Here is a 17,541-nt window from a genome sequence, read left to right on the forward strand (position 1 = left end):
CGTCCCGTCAACACGACTACCCCACCAAGACCATCAACTGTTGACGCTGCGCATCCGTGAGCATCGGGCCGAAACCCGCACCGGCGTTTTCCGCCATGTAGCGCGGGTTGCTCGTGCCGGGAATGACGCAAGTCACCGCTGGATGAGCCAGCAAGAACTTGAGCGCCAGTTGCGCCCAGCTATTGACCCCCACTTGCGCGGCCCATCCCGGCAGCGGTTTGCCTTTCAATCGAGCGAGCAAGCCACCGCCGCCGAAAGGCCGATTGCAGATCACCGCCACACCGCGCTCGCGACACAGCGGCAGGATTCGCTTCTCGACGCCGCGGTCGTCCAGGGCATAGTTGATCTGCAAAAAGTCCATCGGCTCGGCTTTCAACACCGCCTCCACTTCGTCATACGCCGACGCCGTGTAATGGGTGATGCCGATGTAGCGGATGCGCCCTTCTGCCTTCCATTGGCGCAGGGTGGGCAGGTGGGTTTTCCAATCCAGCAGGTTGTGAATCTGCATCAGATCGATACGGTCGGTCTGCAACAGCTTGAACGACTGCTCCATCTGCGCAATGCCTTCTTCGCGCCCCTGGGTCCAGACCTTGGTGGCCAGAAACGCAGGCGAACGAGGCCGATGGATCGACAGCAATTCCCCGGTCGTCTGCTCGGCGCGACCGTACATGGGCGAGCTGTCGATCACTGTGCCGCCCTTCTCAAACAACGCGATGAGCACGGCGGGCAGTTGCTTGTAGGCTGCGTCGGAAGGCGCGACATCAAAGCCGCGATACGTGCCCAACCCGACCATGGGTAACGGCTCGTTGCTGGAAGGAATGGCTCGGGTCAGCATGTTCTTGCCTCCTGTTTCCGTCGACGGCGCCGATGCGGCAAAGGCCGGATCGAAGGTGAAGACCGCCGAAACACCGGCAGCCAACGTAAGTAGTCTTCTACGCGTGAAGACAGCAGGATCTGTCATGGAATTCCCCCTGGCTGTTCATTCATGCTCGCCCTTTGCTCTTGTCGTCTGGCCAGCCACAGACATAACCAGCCCCACAGCCCGGCAAACGGCATGATCACTACCGCTACCAGCCCAAACCCCGCGCCCAGCGCCGTCAACCCGGCGGAGAGCCAGCCACTGGCGGCATCGCCGCCGCGATACACCAGGGTTTCGATCACATTCTTGGCCTTGTACTTTTCCTCGCGGCTCACCACCGTCCACAGCACCTCTCGCGCCGGGCGCACGATGGCGAACTCGACGGCGCGGCGCAGCCCTTGCGCCAGCGCGACGGTTGCCGGCACGGGTGCCAGGGCCATGGCGCTAAACGCCATGATTGTCGCCAACGGCAACGCCACCAGCGCCCCGCCGATGCCGATCAGGCGGATCAACGGCGCGGTCAGCAACAGTTGAAATAGCAGGGTCAGCGCCGACACGATCAAATCGACGACGGCGAAGAACTGCGTCCTGCTGGCCACATCAGCATAGCTGCCAGCCACAATTCGTCCCTGTTCGAAATACAGCAAGGTCGCGGCGCTGGTGTGCAACAGCATGAACAGCACCAGCCCCATCAGATAGCGCGAGCGCAGGATCAGCGTGACCCCGGCCAGCATGCTGCCGCCCATGCGCCGCTCATCCAGCCAGGGGCTGCCGGACTGCGACACTGTGCGCGACAACAGCGCCCGATAGCAACGCACCGCACACTCCAGCAGCACGGCCGCCGCGACGGTCAACGCTACCGGCCCAAGATTTGTGGCCATGGTCGCGGCCAGCAATGGCCCGATAAACGTGCCCAGGGTTCCACCCGCCGCAATGAAACCGAACAGTCGCCGCCCTTGCTCGCTGGAAAAGCGGTCGACCAGCACGCTCCAGAAAATCGAAACGATGAACAGGTTGTAGATGCTGATCCAGACGAAAAACACCCGCCCTACTGTCACCGGCGCAATGCGCTGAGCGATTAACACGCCAAACACCAGCATCGACAAGGCTATCAAGCGATAGATCAACGGCACGAAGCGCATGGCAGGCAGACGCGAAACCAGCGCGCCAAACAGCGGCACCATCAGCAGCATCACCACGAATGTGGCGGTGAACAGCCATTGCAACTTGTCGGCACCGCCCTCAAGGCCCAAGGCATCGCGCAAAGGTCGCACCAGGTAATAACTGGCGAGCACGCAGAAATGGAAGGCGAAACCCAGCATCAGGGCCGTTCGTTCAGACGGCAGAACCTTGACCCATTTCAACGCGCCGGTGGCCGTCATGGCGCAGCAATCGGATACAAGCGTCGAACCTTGGACATCGGTGCGCTCCCGTGCGGCAAATATCGATGTACTACACTCTGACAGCGCTCAAGCGATAGCCGTCGTCAGGCCCAGAGCAGTCCATGTCGTCCACTAAAGTTAGCCGAATGTCGCGAACCCTGATGTCTCTCTTCGCATTCCTTGTCGTTGCGTACCTGGTGCTTTGCGCCGCGCTGTTCGTGTTTCAACGCGCCCTCATCTACTACCCGCAACCCCGCGCCATCGACGCACCCGAAACGCTGCTCACGCTGCAAGTCGCCGATGCGCAGGTGTTGGTGACGGTCAGGCCGCACGACGGACCGAAGGCGTTGATTTACTTCGGCGGCAATGCCGAGGACGTTTCCCGCAGCCTGCCCGATTTTTCGCAGGCCTTTGCGGATCATGCGATCTACTTGCTGCATTACCGAGGCTACGGTGGCAGCTCCGGGTCGCCGTCCGAAGAAGCGATTCAGCGCGATGCCATGACCTTGTTCGACATGGTCTACAACACCCATCCCACTATCGCCGTGGTCGGACGCAGCCTGGGTTCGGGCGTCGCCCTGCGCCTCGCCAGCCAACGCCCGGCCTCGCGGCTGATTTTGATCACGCCCTACAACAGCCTTGAAGACCTCGCCGCCCGGCAGTTCCGCTGGTTCCCGGTGAAGTGGCTGCTTCGGGACAGGTTCGAATCCTGGAGATACGCCGCTCACATCACCGTACCGACGCTGTTGATCGCCGCCGAGCACGACGAAGTCATACCGCGCTCAAGCACGGAAAAGCTCTACACGAATTTCGCCAAGGGCGTGGCCACGCTGCAGGTGATACCGGGCTCGGGCCACAACTCGATATCCGAAAGCCCGCAGTACCTCAAACTGCTGGGTTCCGCGTTGTGAATCAGGTGTAAGCCAACAGTCGGCCGCACAACACCACGGTGCCCCATAACCCCATCGAGAACACTGCCTGCACTCTGGCAATTGCCGGTGCCGCGATGCCTGTGTTCCACCGGGCGACTGAACGGTAAACACCGACGTGAAAAAGGCCTGCGTTAATGCCCGCCGTAGCGATCAGGCACAACTTTAAAATGAAAATGTTGTTGGTGGCGAAGTCATGGGGATGGGCGGTAAACATCATCAGCCCAGCCGGTACGATCAATACCAGGGCAGCGACGGACCATCTCAGGAGATGGCGGGCCAGGGCCGTCACCGCAATATCCTTGGACAGGCCAAGCACCCGCAGATCGAACATGACCACTGAGCCGACAAGCAACACGAAGCCAATGATGTGAACCACCTCGACTATCGGGTAAAGCCACAGCTCGCTTCGCATGGCCAGACCAAGTCGCGAGTCATCCAACCAGTCCAGCCAGCTATCCGGACCTATCCCCGCGCGGGCACCTATGGTGTCCATCAGCGCAACTCAGTGGTTTTATCGCCGATGATGATGCGTTCTGCTCGCAGTTCATCGGGTTTGTTTCGATTCGGATAGCCGACCACGGTAGCCGTCGTACCGACATTCAACATGTCTTTGGAAAGCCCACGGTTCTCCATGCGCGATGGCGGTGCCAGAACGATGATCCACGTCTTGTCGGCTGTTTTAAGACGCAAGAGCCCGTGCGGATGGGAATAGCCGGATTCCTCGATGGTTCCGTTCAGTTGCATGGAGTTGCTGGAGTCGTATTCACTCCAGCCGTGATGAGCGAACGCCGAAGTGGCCACCAGCAGCGATGACAGTCCGATGCTTCTGAGCAAGGCTTTCATGATGCGGTTCTCCTGTTTTATCTGGAGCTGGTGGTGCTACGACATCGCTCTTAGACAGCTTTCTCCATTGGCGAGACGAAAGCGTGGGCTAATCGTCGGAAAGACTGAGTAAACGCCCCGATCATCGGCGGAGAACGGCGGTCTTACTTCGGGTTTTGTGCTGGAGGGGCTGGCCTCTTCGCGGGCAAGCCCGCTCCCACAGGTATCTGCTTTGACCAAAAGATTTGTGAACGACACCGATCACTGTGGGAGCGGGCTTGCCCGCGATGAGGCCCGCAAGAACACCCTCAAATAGGCATTCGAGCTCCCGGCTCGCCCACTTCTCCTGAATCGCCATGCGCAGGTAACTCAAACTCTTCAGGCGTTTTCCTTGGTTGAAAAATGATCAGGTTGTGGGTCTGGGGTAATTGTCTCAGCAGGTGCTGCGACAATTACATCGTGCCTATACGCCTCGTAAAACTGGCGTATATGAAAGAGATTCGGTCGGATAAAACCACGCAATCCCGGCTGAGTACGCGCGAGGTGAGTAGCCCATTGCCCGACCACCCCACTCCGCCGCTTCGATCTTTCGGTTATGTAAGCCCCAACCTGCCTTGATTACTGAATTGGGCAGCAAACTGCTGCCCAATTCAATTGTGTCAGCACCGCTGTCACAATTACCCCCTCACGGATAACTAAACCCCTTAACCAACGTCAATTCCCCCACCGCCCGCATCGGCACCAGGAACGTCTCCATCTTCTCGTTCGGCGTCCCCTCTTCCGTAATCACCGTAATCTGCGCGGTCGTCAGCGGCTGAACAGCCTCTTCCTGCCCCTCTTCATCACTGCGATACCCGCCACCGTAGTAGTTCACGTACACCAGATATTGCCCCTTGATCGGCGCGGGCATGGCGAAGATTTCCGGGCCGTAGCCGGTGGTGACGTCGACGTCGAGTGCGCCGCCGTTGGCCGCGACGCGGTCGCCGTACCAGATGTGGCCGCCGTCAGGCGTGACGACATGCAGGTCAAGGTCGGTGCCGTCGCTGTCCCAGGCCAGCAGTACTCGCAACTTGGCCGGGGTGGCGCCGCCGCTGGTGTTGAGGAATTGGGTGCGATGCCGCTGTTGGCCATCGGGGCTGCGGACTTCGACGCTGTTGCTGCCGTTGGGGAATGAGAACGGGCGATCGTAGCGACCGGCGGGGTCAATTTTCAGCGGCATGCTGACGCCGTTGACGATCAGCTTGCCGGGTTCATTGCCCTTGGGCGCGGACTTGATCTGACCGGTAATGCGAGCGGTATTGGCCTGTCCCACCGGTGTGTTGACCGAGGACGCCGGGTAATTAACCGTCTGACGAAAGTTTTCGCCTTCGCCTTCGGGTGCGCCCGTGCGCCAGCCGCCGACGGGCGTGTCGAGTTTGACTGCGCTATCGGTGGCGAACGTGGTCGGCCATACGCAAAAGGAACAAAGGAACAGGAGGACCTGTGGGTAACGGAGTTTCATGGCCTATTCCAGCAAGAGGTGGCGGGCGAGCCCTTCGATGTAGGTTTCATCCTGGCCGTTGGGATGTGCTTCGAAGGCCAGGTGCAGGTATTCATGGGTCAGGTCGAGGCGGTCTTGCAGCGACAGCACGCCACGCACGTAAATGCGCTGGCGTTCGCGGTCGACAAAAGGACGGCCGAAAGCCAGGCGGCAGACGGCGAAAGTGTTGACTTCGTTGTAACCAACTTCGCTTTCCAGCCGTGGTCGCCAGCCGCGACGTTGCTTTTGCAGCCAGTCTTGCGCGGCGGGCAATGCGTCGCAGGAAGCGACGGGATGGTCCCAGCGGCTGAGGCTGGCGCGCGGATAAGCGTGCAGCAGGATGGCGTCGTAGCGTTGACCGGCGTTGGCCTGTTCGACGGCTTGCTGCCAGGAGAGTTTGTCCGGCCCCGGTTGGTCGGAGTGATAGGTGACGTTGCTGCCGGCAAGGACCAGGTCGCTGGTCCAAGCGGCGATGTTGCGCGACTCGGTCGCGGCCGGGCGCGGGGCGACGCGCTGTCGGCTGCTGCTGTCATCGATGCTCAGGCAATCGCCGTTGCGGGTAGCGTTTTGCAGCAGGTAGGTGCGGATCGCGACGCTCAGGGCTTTGGCGGCTTCGGCAGGTTCCGGTCTGGCTTCGCGCTGCAGGACGCGGGCGACGTATTCTTCGCGGTCCAGGCGGGCGACGAGTTTGTCTTTGAGCAAGAACAACTCGCCGTCGCTATGGATATCGAGTTGATTGCCATTGGCGAACTCGACGCGATAGTCGCCTTGCAAGGGCCCGGGCGCTAACACGCGATCCCCCGACAGCACGCGTTTCAGCGGATAACGCGCGAACAGTCCGACCTCGACGCACTTCCCCGCCTCCGCTGGCCATGACGAAGGCAACACCGTCGCCAGTGCCTGACCGTAATTGCGCAAGACCATTTGACTGGTGCCGCGCCCACCGGCCCAGATCGGCGTGCCGTCCGCCGTCCAGCCCGCGAATCCGCCCTGACGCGACGAAGGATCCTGATCCCCCAACCAGCTCCAGGTTTTCACCCGCAACCGACCACCGAGTTCGCCCACGACATTGCCGTCAGCAGCATTCAGCACCACATCGAGCAACACTCGCCGGGCTTGATCCTGCGCCGGCATCACGGCCAATGCCTTCAACAACTCAGCCACCGAAACCCGGGTCTGCGGTTGCAACGACGGCAAGTCCAGCAACCACTTCGGCGCTTGTCTCGCCTGCCAATACTCGCGCCAATCAGCGCCAGCAATGCCCAGGCGCGCAGGCTCAAAATACAACCCGCAAGACTTCACCAATGCCTGGTCGCGCTCAATCCTGCCGCCCGCCGTGCAGCAATACACTTCTTCCTTCGATTGCCCGCGACACTCATAAGCCGGTTCACGCGCGCCGGTATCCACCAGCCAGCCGTAGACAAACAGCTTCCACAAACTACCCAGCGGCGTCTGCAAATCAGCAGGCAATGGCTCACGCGAAATCACCTGCGTCTGGCTCAACGCAAGCAACACACCCTTGAAGCCCAGCCGCAACGGCTCGTCCTGCGCTGTCGCCAGCGCAGGCATCAAACACAGCAGCCACCAGACCAAGCGCCGGGTCATGTCAGTGGACCGTGACCTGACCAAGCGCCGGTTTCTGTTCCTGGGCCTGATGCTGTGGCGCGTAGACCTGTGTGAAACGCACCGGCGGCAAGTTGAACTGACCCTTTTGCGAGAAACGCACCAGATGACGCAGGCGCAATTCACCGCTCAGGGCATCCACCGGGATCGCGTAGGCCATTTGCCCCGGTTCGAAACGGGCCTTCTCCAGCGAGGTCGGCTCGGTGCCGGCCTTGCCCATCAGCTTGATGCCCCACGTGGTGCGCTCGACGTCCGCGCCCGGTGGCAGCGGCACTTCGAGCATGCCGTAGCGCAGCGGTTTTGCGGCTTTGCTGGTGATGATCACTTCGTCCAGGTACAGGCTGTCGCTGGACAACGGTTTGCTGCCGACGGCTTCGAGTTTGAATTCAAACGCTTCGTCACCCGGCACCAGACGCGACAGACGACGAGTGATGGTCACGGCCATCGGGTCCACTGGCGGTTGCTTGCTCTGGAAGCTCAACGCGGCGCGAAGCGGGCGTTCTTGCTCCCCGGTCAGCGACAACACTGTCGGCACGGGCGCAGCACCCTGCCACGTCCAATACATCTCACCGGTAGCACTGTGCTCTTTCTTCCAGCCTTCACCCGGTGCCAGCGCGATGGTCGGCGAGGCCTGCTCAATGCTGCGTTGCAGCCAGGTCAGCGCCAAGGCGCGTTCCAGGGTCGATTGCTGTGGCAACAAACGTTGCAACAACGCTTGAGCGTGAGACTGATCGAAGGCTTGCAGCGACAGGTTCAGCGCTTCGACAAACGGTTGAGAGCTGGCGGCCACTTGTTGTTGCGCAGCCTCCAATTGACCATTGAACGCCGACGGCAGATTGACCTTGGCCTGACGCGCCATCGATGCGGTCAGCACTCGAGCGCTGGCCAGCCCCAACGCCGAATCCGGATCGCTCATGACCAGACTTTCTTCGCCATCGTCCATCATGCTCGCCGCATGGCCTTCGCCGGCTTTCACCAAGTCGTCGATCAAACCGCTGAGCAGCGTGTTCACCGGCAATTGCATCTGCTTGGCAAACGACAGAATCAACGCCCGCTGCAACAGCGGCGTGTTCTGCGACTGCTTGGCGTACACCTCCAGCACCCGCTGCCAATGCTCCGGCGGCAGGCTCAGCTCCAGCGCTTTGCTGGCGTGCCAGTCGGCGTAATAGGCGTACGCAGTGAGGAACGCATCCGGTTCACCGTCATAGCCCCACCAGGTGAAGCTCGCCGACGGGCCGGCCATTTGCACCAAACGCAGGCGGCTGTTCTGCATGATCAAACGCAAGCGATCGCGGATCTGCGGGTTCGACGACAAGGTTGGATAAGCGATGCTCAGCGGCAGCAAACGACTGGCGGTCTGTTCGACGCCGCCGTACGGATAGCTCAGCAGATCATCAAGCGCCGAACGGAACAGCGCTTGCGGGCTGTCATCCAGACGCAGGCGAATATCCGTGGCGTCTGCCGGCAAGGTCAGCGGCGTATCACCGCTGGCCACGTCCAGACTTTGGCTCTGAGTCACCTGCCAGCCTTCGCCGGTCGCGGTCAGGCGCACCGCCAAGGCATCGGCGGTTTTGCCGTCCTGCACCAGCTCGGCGGTCCACTCGCCATTGGCCACTGTGAACGCCGGCAATGCGATGTAGTTGATGCCGTTGTTCAAAGTGACCGGCACACGTTGTTCGGCGCCCGCGTAATGAATCACCAGCTCAGCCTTGACCGGTTTCTCGGCCTGACTGAAAGCGAACACACCGAGATCCGGTTTGTCGCCGTTGCGGAATTTGGTCGGGCCGCTCCACTTCAGGTACAGCGGTTTTTCCGAGCGCACGAACTGCTTCTTCTGCCCGACCTGGCCGTCATCGGCGATGGCCCGGGCGGTGATGCGCCAGCGGGTCAAGGAGTCCGGCATTTTGAAGGTGAAGCGGGTTTTGCCATTCGCATCGGTGATCAATTCAGGCTGCCATGCAGCGGTGTCGACGTCTTCGCGACGTGGCCGCTCCAGCACTTTCACGCCACGCTCGCTGCGGTTGGCTTTGCCCGGCGCGCCTGGGCTGCCCGGCAATGCCACGTCGTAGCTGATGAACGACAAACTGGCGCTGGTGCGCACGTTGTTGCGGCGCGGGTGATAGAAGAACTGATCGATGGTTGGCGCGACTTCCGGTTGCAGCGCGTAGACCATTTCATCGACCACACTGACCGTCAGGTGCGCCGGAATCGGCTTGCCGGCGAACTGGGTGGTCAGGTCAACCGACACGGTATCGCCCGGCTGATACGCCTCTTTATCGGTGGTGATGGCCACGTCGATTTGCGGCGCAACCACTTTGATGCCGGCGTTCTGGAAGCTGTATTGGCCACCCTTGGTGTAAAGAACCGAGAACGTCAGGTTTGGCGCGAAGTTGTCCTTCACCAGGATGCGCGCGCGGTATTGGGTGTCGCTGAGTTTTTCCATCTTCAGCCAGTCGCTGCCCTTGGACAGCAGCGCGGTGGCCTCGACCTTGTCACGCTCAAGCGACAACAGCGCATCGATGATCGGCTCGGGGAAAGTGATCAACGCGAGGGCTTCGTCGCCCGCCTTGTACTCGGGTTTATCGAGGACGATTTCCACGGTGCCGGGCACGGCTTTGACGCCGTCGCCAGTGACCGAATGACCGGTCGCGCCAAGTACGCGGCCATGGTCATCTTTCAGCGTCAGGTTGTAAGTGCCCGGACGGTCGAAGGCCAGGGTGAAGCCTTTATCTTTGGCGGCGAGTTTACCTTCGCCAGTGGTTTGATCTTCGAGTCGCACCCAGCTGTAGCTGCTCGGGTTGACCGCTTTGCTCTGCTCGCTGCCACCTTCGTTGGCATAACTGAATGCAACCTTGCCGCCCACCGCGCTGAACCGCTGCGGAGCGCTCAGACGGAAACTCGCAGCACCGCGATCAATGAGAATTTCCTTGGTGGTCTTGACCCGATACGCCGCGCCATCGCTGGCGAACACGGTGAGCATGTAGCGGCTCGGTTTCTCGGCGGCGGGCAGATCGAGGCTCGCGTTGCCCTTGGAATCGGTGGTCAGTTCGGCGCTGGTCAGCTCCACCGGGAATTGCCCGAGGTATTGCAGTTCGTTATCGACCATCGACAGTTGCTGGGCGCGCAGGCTCAGACTCAACTTGGCGTTGGCCACCGGTTTGCCGTCCGGGTACAGCAGCACCAGACTGCCCTTCACCGGTTCGCCGGTGCGGTAATCCTGCTTGGTCAGGTTCAGCGAGATTTCGAAGTGCGGCTTGATGTATTCAGCGACACGGAAGGCACTGCTGTAGGCCTGATCCTTGTAGCTGAAACGCAGCTCATAGCCGCCCGCTACTGCGTTGTCCGGCAACTGGAAACGGCCCTGAGTACCAGCCTTGGAATCGAGCTTCAGCGCCAGCGATTGCAGCGCGGTGCCAGTGGCGTCGAGTACGGTAACGTTGACGTCGGCAGCGGTCGGTGCCACGGAGTCCCGCGCATTCTTGAACTCGCGGCCAACGATTTTCAGCGACACCCAATCCCCCGGCCGATACAGCGGTCGGTCGGTGAATGCATAAAGTTTGGTGTCGTAGATTTCGCTGTCGTAATAGAAGTTTTCGGAGACGAACACCCCGCCCTCTTCGTCCTCGCCGATCACGAACGAACGCTCCGGGCTGACGTGTTTCAGACGCAGCAAACCATCGGTATCGGTAGCACCACTGCTCATCACGCCCAGGCCGTCGGTCCACAGCACATTGACCTTGGACACCGAACTGCCTTCGTGTTTGCGCGCAGCCCACACCAGCAATTCATCGCCAGCAATTTTGCTCACGGCCACGGTGTTGGAGACGAAGACCATGGTGGTCGCGCGGTACTTGCCGATCAGCGCTTCCACCAGATACAGGCCCGGCTTCAGGTTGCCCAACGGGATGTACACGTTGCCCGGCGAGACACTGACGAACTCGCTGGAAGAACCGGCCAGGTTCACGCCCTCAGGCGGCTGGATCGGTTTGGCTTGCCACAACGGATAACGGAATTGACTGACCACCGGCAGGCCCGGAATCAACGCGAACTGCGGCTGAGCGTCGTAGGGTGTTGGCGCGGCGATGGCGGTGCCCATCTTCAGTTCCGGCACTTCCTCGGTGACTTGTTTGCGCGACTCGTAGGAAAACGCCCGCTGCATCACCCGACGGGATTTGCGGTACCAGTTGTCCCACAGATACGCGAGGGTGTTCGACAGGCCTTCGCCCTTGAACTGGCCATCGCTGACCACGCGGTGCAGGTTCTTCTGGCGCTTGAGGAAATCCAGCGGCTTGTCGATGCGATACACGCGAATGTCCGCGCCGCCGTAAGGTTCCATGCGAAACCGGCGGTAATCGCGGCCCGGCGCTTCGAGACGAACCATCGCCTGTTCGTCGCTGGCGAAACTGCTGTCGGCCAGCAGGAAGAAACTCTCACCGGCCACCGGCGTATAGCCGCTTGGCTCGGCGGTGTCTTCAGCATTGACCGCGGCCAGCGGCATGAACAAGGCCAACAACAAAGGCAGTTTTGAGCAAATGCGCAGCATGCGGGCACCGATCATTGGGAGAGGAAGTTCAGTCGATAGACGCCGATGAAGTTGGGGTTGGCTGCGTCGGGTATCCATCGGGTGTCCTTCCATGTCATGAGTTGTTGCAGGCTTGCGGAGCGCATGCCGTTGTCAGTGGGGGTGGTGGTGCCGGTGTGATAGGCGATGAAGCGGCCCATCCAGATCATCAGGTGCTGGTCGTCGCCCTGATCGAAAAACATCAAGTCGCCGGGCCGGGCCTGGGACAGGTCACGGCCGATCAGATGACTGTTGAACTGAATCAGTTTGATCGCGTTGACGTAAGGCCCGACCTTGCCGCCACCCTGCTGCCATTGCTGGGCGAGGCCGCGTTGGGCGTCGCTCAGTTGCAGTTCCGGCGGCAGGTAGCGATTGGACAGGCCGTTGCTGCGCAGCCATTTGTCGTCATGAACCTTCAGCGCTTCGTTGGCGGCAAACCGCACCAGCCCGGCGCAGTCCTGCTGATACCAGCGCGGGCTCGGGCCGTGGGTCAGTTGTTCCTGGGCGATGCGCACGAACCAGGCGCGGAATACCTGGGATTGCTGCGGGTCGAGCGCCGGAGCTTCGCTGGCAAAGGTGCGGGTCCCCAGCAACAACGCCAGCAGGCCGAGGCCTCGGATGAGTGCGGTCACAGGGCTTTCCACTCCAGCGGCAGCCACTGCCAATGGCCGTCGGGCTCGCTGCCTTTGGGCAAGGTCAGGGCGTATTTGCCATAGCCGCCGAGGGTGCGCAGTTTCGGAATCAGGTAGGTTTGCGCGGCGTTGTAGAACACCGGTTCCATGTCCTGCGGCAGGCTGTCGAGGGTTTCCTGTTGCATCAGCTGCGCCATGGAATCCGGGCCGAAATAGATCGGCATCAGCAGGTCTTTCGGCAGCACGTCAGCCAACGGTGGAAAGCGTTTGTCGAGAGTGCCGAGGGCTTTGTCGACCAGTTTGTCGTCGAGGGAGAACAGCAGCGTCGAACCGTGGCGAGCCAGGCTTACGCGCATAAAGGCTTTGCCGGTGATCGCGTCCGGTTGCTCGGCATCCTTGGCCTTATAGGGGCCGAAATTGGAGCTGACCTGGCGCTGCCACTGATGGGTCTGACCTTCCTGTTTCTCGACCACCGGGAACGCGTGATCGGCGACGTTGCCTTCGTAGGCGCCGACCATCGAGCCGAACAGGTTGCCCAGATCGCCGTCGAGTTTGGCGCTGTCATCGTCATTCAGGCTGGCCACCAGCAGCGGCGTGTACAGCCGCGAATCGGCGTACCAGCACAAGCCGGCGGCACCGGCCATGTGTTCGGTCAAAGCCTGGGCCACGGCGTCGTCGGCACCGAGCTTCACCAGCAGCGGTTTCTGTTGTTCGGCGGCCAGTGGCAAGGCCACGCAGGCACTGGCGCCCATGGGCATGGCTTGCCAGATCGGTTTGAAGTCGAAGTCTGGCTGATTTTCCAGTTCGTCCATGGCGAGGAAGCTGTGCCAGCCCTTGTCGTCCATGTCGAAACGCAGGCCGGCGAAGTTCGGGATGAAGCGCTGGTAACCCATGGCCAAAACGCTGGAATTGACCGAGAGACGCTGTTTTACCTCGGGCGCACGCGGTGGCAGGCCGAAGGCTTCGGGGAACAGTTTGTCGCCGTTGAGCAAGGCGGCGATGGCCTTGGTCGAAACGCTGCCGGTGTCCTCTGATGCGCCGTTTTCCGGATCGTAGAGCTTGGCCGGATTGGACAGCACCACCAGTTTGTCGCCATGGGAAGCGAACACCAATGACTTGCTGGCGTTGTAGTTGAGCTGATACAGCGTGACGGCGTCGGTGCCGACTTTCACCTCGCTGAGTTTGCTCAGCTGCGTATCACCCAGCGCTACTTTCGCCAGCGGCTCCAGCACCTTGGCCAGCCCGCCGCGATCCATCACTAACAGAAAATCCTTGAGACGCCCATCCGCCCCGCGCCACAGCGCCACATCCGCCGGTTGATCGAATAGCTGCTCGATCAGGCTGTCCTGCAACTTCAGGTCATGCTCGTAAATGATCCGCCGCAGACTGCCGATCAAGCCGAGACGGTCGGCGTGGGCTTCGTAATAGAAGACGAAATCTTCGGTCAGGGTTTCCTTGAGAAACGGCACCGCCAGCAGATCTTTTGGCAGTTGGCTCAGGGAGTGGGTTTCGAGCAAACCGTCCGGCCGGCTCATGCCCAGTTTGTCACTGGCCAGTTCCGCAGGCGGAGCCTTGGGTTTGTTCAGGAACCACCCCAACCCGCCTGCCACGCCGGCCACCAGGCACAGCCCGATTACCAGCGCCGGCCAGCGTCGGGAAGTGTTGGCAGCAGGTGCGTCGGCGGCCGGAGAAACTGTCTTATCACTCATGTTCACAAACCCAATTCATCCGTGGTGCGGGATGTTTAATAGTTGAAAGTCTTGACCAGCAGCAGGTCGCCGATCGCCCGCAAAGGTACGATGAAGGTCTCGCGTTTTTCGTCGACGGTGTTTTCGTAGAGCACCAGATTGATTTGCGAGGTGATCACCTCGTTCTGGTTGCTGGTCTCATCGAAGTTATAGCCGCCGCTGCCGAAGTTGCCCCAATAGTTCACGTAAACCAGATAAGTGCCATGCATCGGCGCGGTCATGGTGAACATTTCCGGGCCGGGGCCATCGACCCCGTCCGGGTCGAGGCCGCCGCCATTGCTCATCGCAGGGCGAGCCCAGAACGCATGCTGGCCGTCGGGGGTAATGATGTGCAGATCGAGTTCGGCCTTGGGATCGTCCCACCCCAGCACCACGCGAATGCGCGCCGGCGTGCGCAGGTTGTTGGCTTCATAGAATTGAACGCGCTTGAGCGACTTGCCCTCGGAACTGCGCACTTCGACGCTGTTGGACCCGGCGCCGAACGCATACGGCCGGGCAAAACGCCCTTGGTCGTCGGTGTACAAATTCAGGGGATTGCCGTTGACCGCCAGGCTGTGCGGCGGTCGGAGCGTGCCGAGGGCCTTGAGCTGGCCTTCGATCATCGTGCGATTGCGCTGCACGCCCCGGTCGATAGGCGGCGTGGGATAGGCGACTCGCGGATTTTCACTGCGGTCCAGCAGGCCGTGATAGCGCCAGCCGCCCACCGGTTCCGACAACTCAGCCGTGGGCTCGGCCCATGCAACCTGGGCGCAGACCAGCGTGATCAGCAGTGAAAGAACACAACGCATGTAACGCCTCCTGCCATGCATAACGAAACCTGGCGCCCGATCCTCGGCGCGGTGTTTGATCTGACTGCTGGGAAGGCGTTTGAGTAGCCTCAAACAAGCCTTCGAACTTCAAAAAAATGATGGTGCAGACGCTAATGCCAGTCAGTTAAACGTAATCCACGTGGGAGCGGGCTTGCTCGCGAAAGCGGTGTATCAGGCGACATCAATGTTGACTGTGCTGCCGTCTTCGCGAGCAAGCCCGCTCCCACATGGATGGATTGCGCTTAACTGACTGGCATTAGGCCAGAGGCCGGCAATATAACATTGCCAGCAGTGCAGTTTTCCGATCTTTTTGTGAACCAGCCGCGCTTTTTCCCGATAACCCGATCGTCGCCCCCGCCACCCTCTCGCGCATTCCGGGTCTTTAATGGTTGCAGGATTCCAAGCCACCGCAACCCACTGCGCACGGATCGGGAGACTCGTCATGAAAATCGTCGTCATTGGCGGTACCGGGCTGATCGGCAGACACCTCTGCAAAAACCTGCAAGGCCTGGGGCATGAAACCTTGGTCGCGTCACCCAGCACCGGCGTCAACGCCCTCACCGGCGAAGGACTGCAAACCGCTTTGCAAGGCTCCGATGTGGTGGTCGACGTGGCCAACTCGCCCTCCTTCGAAGACGCTGTCGTGCTCGAATTCTTCGAAACCTGCGGGCGTAACCTGCTCGCCGCCGAGAAAACCGCCGGCGTCAAACACCATGTCGCCCTGTCGGTGGTGGGCACCGAGCGCATGCTCGACAGCGGTTACTTCCGGGCGAAAATGGCGCAGGAAAAACTCATCAAAAACTCAGGCATCCCCTACACCATATTGCGGGCCACGCAGTTCTTCGAATTCATCGGGGCGATTTCGCACTCGGGCGTTCAGGACGGCGATACCGTGCGCCTGACCTCCGCCGAGCTGCAACCGATTGCCGCAGTCGATGTCGCGATGGCGTTGGCGAAGGTCGCCGTGCAAGCGCCGAGCAATCAGACCCTGGAAGTGGCCGGGCCAGAGCGCTGGCCGCTGGTGGAATTCGTGCGCCTGTTTTTGCAACACACCAACGACCCACGCCAGGCCCAAGCGGACGACACTGTCCCCTACTTCGGTGCGCCCATCGATGACCATTCGCTTACGCCGGGAGAGCACCCCATCATCGGGCCGACGCGCTTCGAGACCTGGCTCAAGAGCAGCGCTTGATACTCAAACCGAGGCCCTACACCAACCGCTCGATCTTCTGATGCTGCCAGACCATTTTGTAATACAGCGTCTGCAGCACCAGCATGCCCAGATAGGCCACCGGAAACGCCATCCACACACCTTGCAATCCAAAACGCGCATCCAGCAGATACGCCACCGGCAACTGCACCCCGACCACGCAAACGATCGAAACCGCCACCGGCACCAACACCGTGCCGCTGGCGCGCATGATGCCGCCGACAATCGCCTGAAAGCCAAACACCAGCAGGCTCCAGAGCATGATGTGCAACAGGTGCTCCGCCATCGCCCGCGTGGAATCATCCGTGAGGAACAACCCCAGCAACCAGTGCGACAGCAGGTAACCCAACACCACCAAACCACCGGTCAGGCACACGTTGATCAAAAGCCCCGTGCGCAAAATCGGCCCCATGCGCTCGATGCGGCCCGCCCCTATCGCCTGCGCGCCGAGGATCGACGCCGTGATCGCAATCGACAGCGCCGGGAACTGCACGTAATTGACGATCTGCGTCACCGCCCCGTACGCCGCCGTCGCCTGGGAACCGTGCTGGTTCACCAGCGCCAGAATCACCAGCTCCGATAACGACAGCACCACCATCTGCAGCCCGGTCGGTAGCCCGATGCGCAACACTTTGCCGAGGATCTCCAGATCCAGCCGCATCGACGCAAACATCTCCCGATCCGGCGCCAACGGATGCCCCTTGCGAATCAACCGCCACGCCAGCCACCCCATCGCCGACAAGTTACCCGCCAACCCCGCCCACGCCGCACTCTGAATCCCCAGCGGCGGCAACCCCAACCACCCGAGGATCAACGCCGGCGTCAGCGCCAGCCCGACACACGTCGACACCACCAGCGCCAACAATGGCGACACCGTATCGCTCACCCCACGCAGCAACTGCGTGAACAACACAAACACCAACAGCGACGGCAAGATCCACATCATCACATGCGCATACGCCACCGCATCGTCCAGCACATCCACCGGCGTGCCCAAACCCTGCAACGCCGGCCGGGCAAACACACTGCCCAACACCGCCGCCGCCAACCCAATCATCGCCCCCAACAGCAACGTCGAACCCGCAATCGCCTTCACCAAATGCAACTCGCGAGCGCCCCAGGCTTGACCGATCAACACCCCGGCGCCAGCGCCGAGGCCGATGACCAAGGCGATGAAGAAGAACACCACGGGGAACATGCCCGATACCGCCGCGAGAGCCTGGGTGCCAAGCATTTGGCCGATGTAGATGCTGTTGATCGTGCCGGACATGGACTGGAGGAAGTTGGAGAGGACCATGGGGGCGAGGAATAGGAGGTAGGTTTGCCAGAGAGGGTGTTGGGTGGCGGGGGTTTGCATTGAGGTTCCGTCTCGGGTGGGGGCTGGCGTTTGGGAAATTCTACGCTACGGAACCGGGAATAACGCGCTCCTGTTTTGCGGATTTGG

General features: G+C 61.0%; 13 protein-coding genes. 2 read left to right on the forward strand and 11 right to left on the reverse strand.

What is annotated here, in order from left to right:
* Window positions 1-16: 16 nt before the first annotated feature.
* A complete protein-coding gene (locus tag KVG95_RS15700; RefSeq protein WP_217857320.1) occupies window positions 17-835 on the reverse strand; it encodes an aldo/keto reductase in 819 nt (272 codons plus the stop codon).
* A 122-nt stretch (window positions 836-957) separates the two neighbouring features.
* Entirely contained in the window at window positions 958-2,241 is a 1,284-nt protein-coding gene (locus KVG95_RS15705; protein ID WP_217857066.1) for an NTP/NDP exchange transporter, read from the reverse strand.
* A 122-nt stretch (window positions 2,242-2,363) separates the two neighbouring features.
* On the opposite strand from KVG95_RS15705, the gene KVG95_RS15710 reads away from it, so the two are divergent.
* Window positions 2,364-3,152 (forward strand): alpha/beta hydrolase, encoded by a 789-nt coding sequence (locus tag KVG95_RS15710; RefSeq protein WP_217857067.1) that lies wholly within the window; start codon window positions 2,364-2,366, stop codon window positions 3,150-3,152.
* Between the two features lies 1 nt (window position 3,153).
* Here KVG95_RS15710 and KVG95_RS15715 read toward each other — a convergent pair whose 3' ends face one another.
* The 8 genes from KVG95_RS15715 to KVG95_RS15755 all read right to left on the reverse strand — a co-directional run bounded on the left by KVG95_RS15715 (window position 3,154) and on the right by KVG95_RS15755 (window position 14,866).
* Complete coding sequence (locus KVG95_RS15715; RefSeq protein ID WP_217857068.1) at window positions 3,154-3,666, reverse strand: DUF6644 family protein; 513 nt, start codon at window positions 3,664-3,666, stop codon at window positions 3,154-3,156.
* Window positions 3,666-4,016: a DUF6152 family protein gene (locus tag KVG95_RS15720; RefSeq protein WP_217857069.1), complete on the reverse strand. Its 351-nt coding sequence runs from the start codon at window positions 4,014-4,016 to the stop codon at window positions 3,666-3,668. The genes KVG95_RS15715 and KVG95_RS15720 overlap by 1 nt, the downstream gene beginning before the upstream one ends.
* A 664-nt stretch (window positions 4,017-4,680) precedes the next feature.
* Window positions 4,681-5,496: a YfaP family protein gene (locus tag KVG95_RS15730; protein WP_217857070.1), complete on the reverse strand. Its 816-nt coding sequence runs from the start codon at window positions 5,494-5,496 to the stop codon at window positions 4,681-4,683.
* 3 nt (window positions 5,497-5,499) lie between these two features.
* The gene (locus tag KVG95_RS15735; RefSeq protein WP_217857071.1) at window positions 5,500-7,119 is read right to left on the reverse strand and encodes a DUF2300 domain-containing protein; all 1,620 of its coding nucleotides are present in this window, start codon (window positions 7,117-7,119) and stop codon (window positions 5,500-5,502) included.
* A 1-nt stretch (window position 7,120) separates the two neighbouring features.
* The gene (locus KVG95_RS15740; protein WP_217857321.1) at window positions 7,121-11,695 is read right to left on the reverse strand and encodes an alpha-2-macroglobulin family protein; all 4,575 of its coding nucleotides are present in this window, start codon (window positions 11,693-11,695) and stop codon (window positions 7,121-7,123) included.
* A complete protein-coding gene (locus KVG95_RS15745; protein WP_217857072.1) occupies window positions 11,692-12,330 on the reverse strand; it encodes a DUF1175 domain-containing protein in 639 nt (212 codons plus the stop codon). The genes KVG95_RS15740 and KVG95_RS15745 overlap by 4 nt, the downstream gene beginning before the upstream one ends.
* Window positions 12,327-14,039: a DUF2138 domain-containing protein gene (locus tag KVG95_RS15750; RefSeq protein ID WP_217857073.1), complete on the reverse strand. Its 1,713-nt coding sequence runs from the start codon at window positions 14,037-14,039 to the stop codon at window positions 12,327-12,329. The genes KVG95_RS15745 and KVG95_RS15750 overlap by 4 nt, the downstream gene beginning before the upstream one ends.
* Before the next feature lie 35 nt (window positions 14,040-14,074).
* On the reverse strand, window positions 14,075-14,866 hold the full coding sequence (locus tag KVG95_RS15755; protein WP_217857074.1) for a YfaP family protein: 792 nt from the start codon (window positions 14,864-14,866) through the stop codon (window positions 14,075-14,077).
* A gap of 463 nt (window positions 14,867-15,329) precedes the next feature.
* On the opposite strand from KVG95_RS15755, the gene KVG95_RS15760 reads away from it, so the two are divergent.
* A complete protein-coding gene (locus tag KVG95_RS15760; RefSeq protein ID WP_217857075.1) occupies window positions 15,330-16,079 on the forward strand; it encodes an SDR family oxidoreductase in 750 nt (249 codons plus the stop codon).
* Between the two features lie 16 nt (window positions 16,080-16,095).
* On the opposite strand, the gene KVG95_RS15765 is transcribed toward KVG95_RS15760, so the two are convergent.
* Window positions 16,096-17,454: an MATE family efflux transporter gene (locus KVG95_RS15765; RefSeq protein WP_217857076.1), complete on the reverse strand. Its 1,359-nt coding sequence runs from the start codon at window positions 17,452-17,454 to the stop codon at window positions 16,096-16,098.
* Between the last annotated feature and the right edge of the window lie 87 nt (window positions 17,455-17,541).

The sequence above is a fragment of the Pseudomonas farris genome (assembly GCF_019145235.1).
Lineage (GTDB): Bacteria > Pseudomonadota > Gammaproteobacteria > Pseudomonadales > Pseudomonadaceae > Aquipseudomonas > Aquipseudomonas farris.

What these genes read in the sequence shown, in the direction of transcription:
- KVG95_RS15720 (WP_217857069.1), bottom strand. Translation starts at nt 4,016, where the DNA reads ATGAAAGCCTTGCTCAGAAGCATCGGACTGTCATCGCTGCTGGTGGCC.
- KVG95_RS15705 (WP_217857066.1), bottom strand. Translation starts at nt 2,241, where the DNA reads ATGACGGCCACCGGCGCGTTGAAATGGGTCAAGGTTCTGCCGTCTGAA.
- KVG95_RS15740 (WP_217857321.1), bottom strand. Translation starts at nt 11,695, where the DNA reads ATGATCGGTGCCCGCATGCTGCGCATTTGCTCAAAACTGCCTTTGTTG.
- KVG95_RS15765 (WP_217857076.1), bottom strand. Translation starts at nt 17,454, where the DNA reads ATGCAAACCCCCGCCACCCAACACCCTCTCTGGCAAACCTACCTCCTA.
- KVG95_RS15755 (WP_217857074.1), bottom strand. Translation starts at nt 14,866, where the DNA reads ATGCGTTGTGTTCTTTCACTGCTGATCACGCTGGTCTGCGCCCAGGTT.
- KVG95_RS15750 (WP_217857073.1), bottom strand. Translation starts at nt 14,039, where the DNA reads ATGAGTGATAAGACAGTTTCTCCGGCCGCCGACGCACCTGCTGCCAAC.
- KVG95_RS15730 (WP_217857070.1), bottom strand. Translation starts at nt 5,496, where the DNA reads ATGAAACTCCGTTACCCACAGGTCCTCCTGTTCCTTTGTTCCTTTTGC.
- KVG95_RS15715 (WP_217857068.1), bottom strand. Translation starts at nt 3,666, where the DNA reads ATGGACACCATAGGTGCCCGCGCGGGGATAGGTCCGGATAGCTGGCTG.
- KVG95_RS15735 (WP_217857071.1), bottom strand. Translation starts at nt 7,119, where the DNA reads ATGACCCGGCGCTTGGTCTGGTGGCTGCTGTGTTTGATGCCTGCGCTG.
- KVG95_RS15700 (WP_217857320.1), bottom strand. Translation starts at nt 835, where the DNA reads ATGCTGACCCGAGCCATTCCTTCCAGCAACGAGCCGTTACCCATGGTC.
- KVG95_RS15710 (WP_217857067.1), top strand. Translation starts at nt 2,364, where the DNA reads ATGTCGTCCACTAAAGTTAGCCGAATGTCGCGAACCCTGATGTCTCTC.
- KVG95_RS15760 (WP_217857075.1), top strand. Translation starts at nt 15,330, where the DNA reads ATGAAAATCGTCGTCATTGGCGGTACCGGGCTGATCGGCAGACACCTC.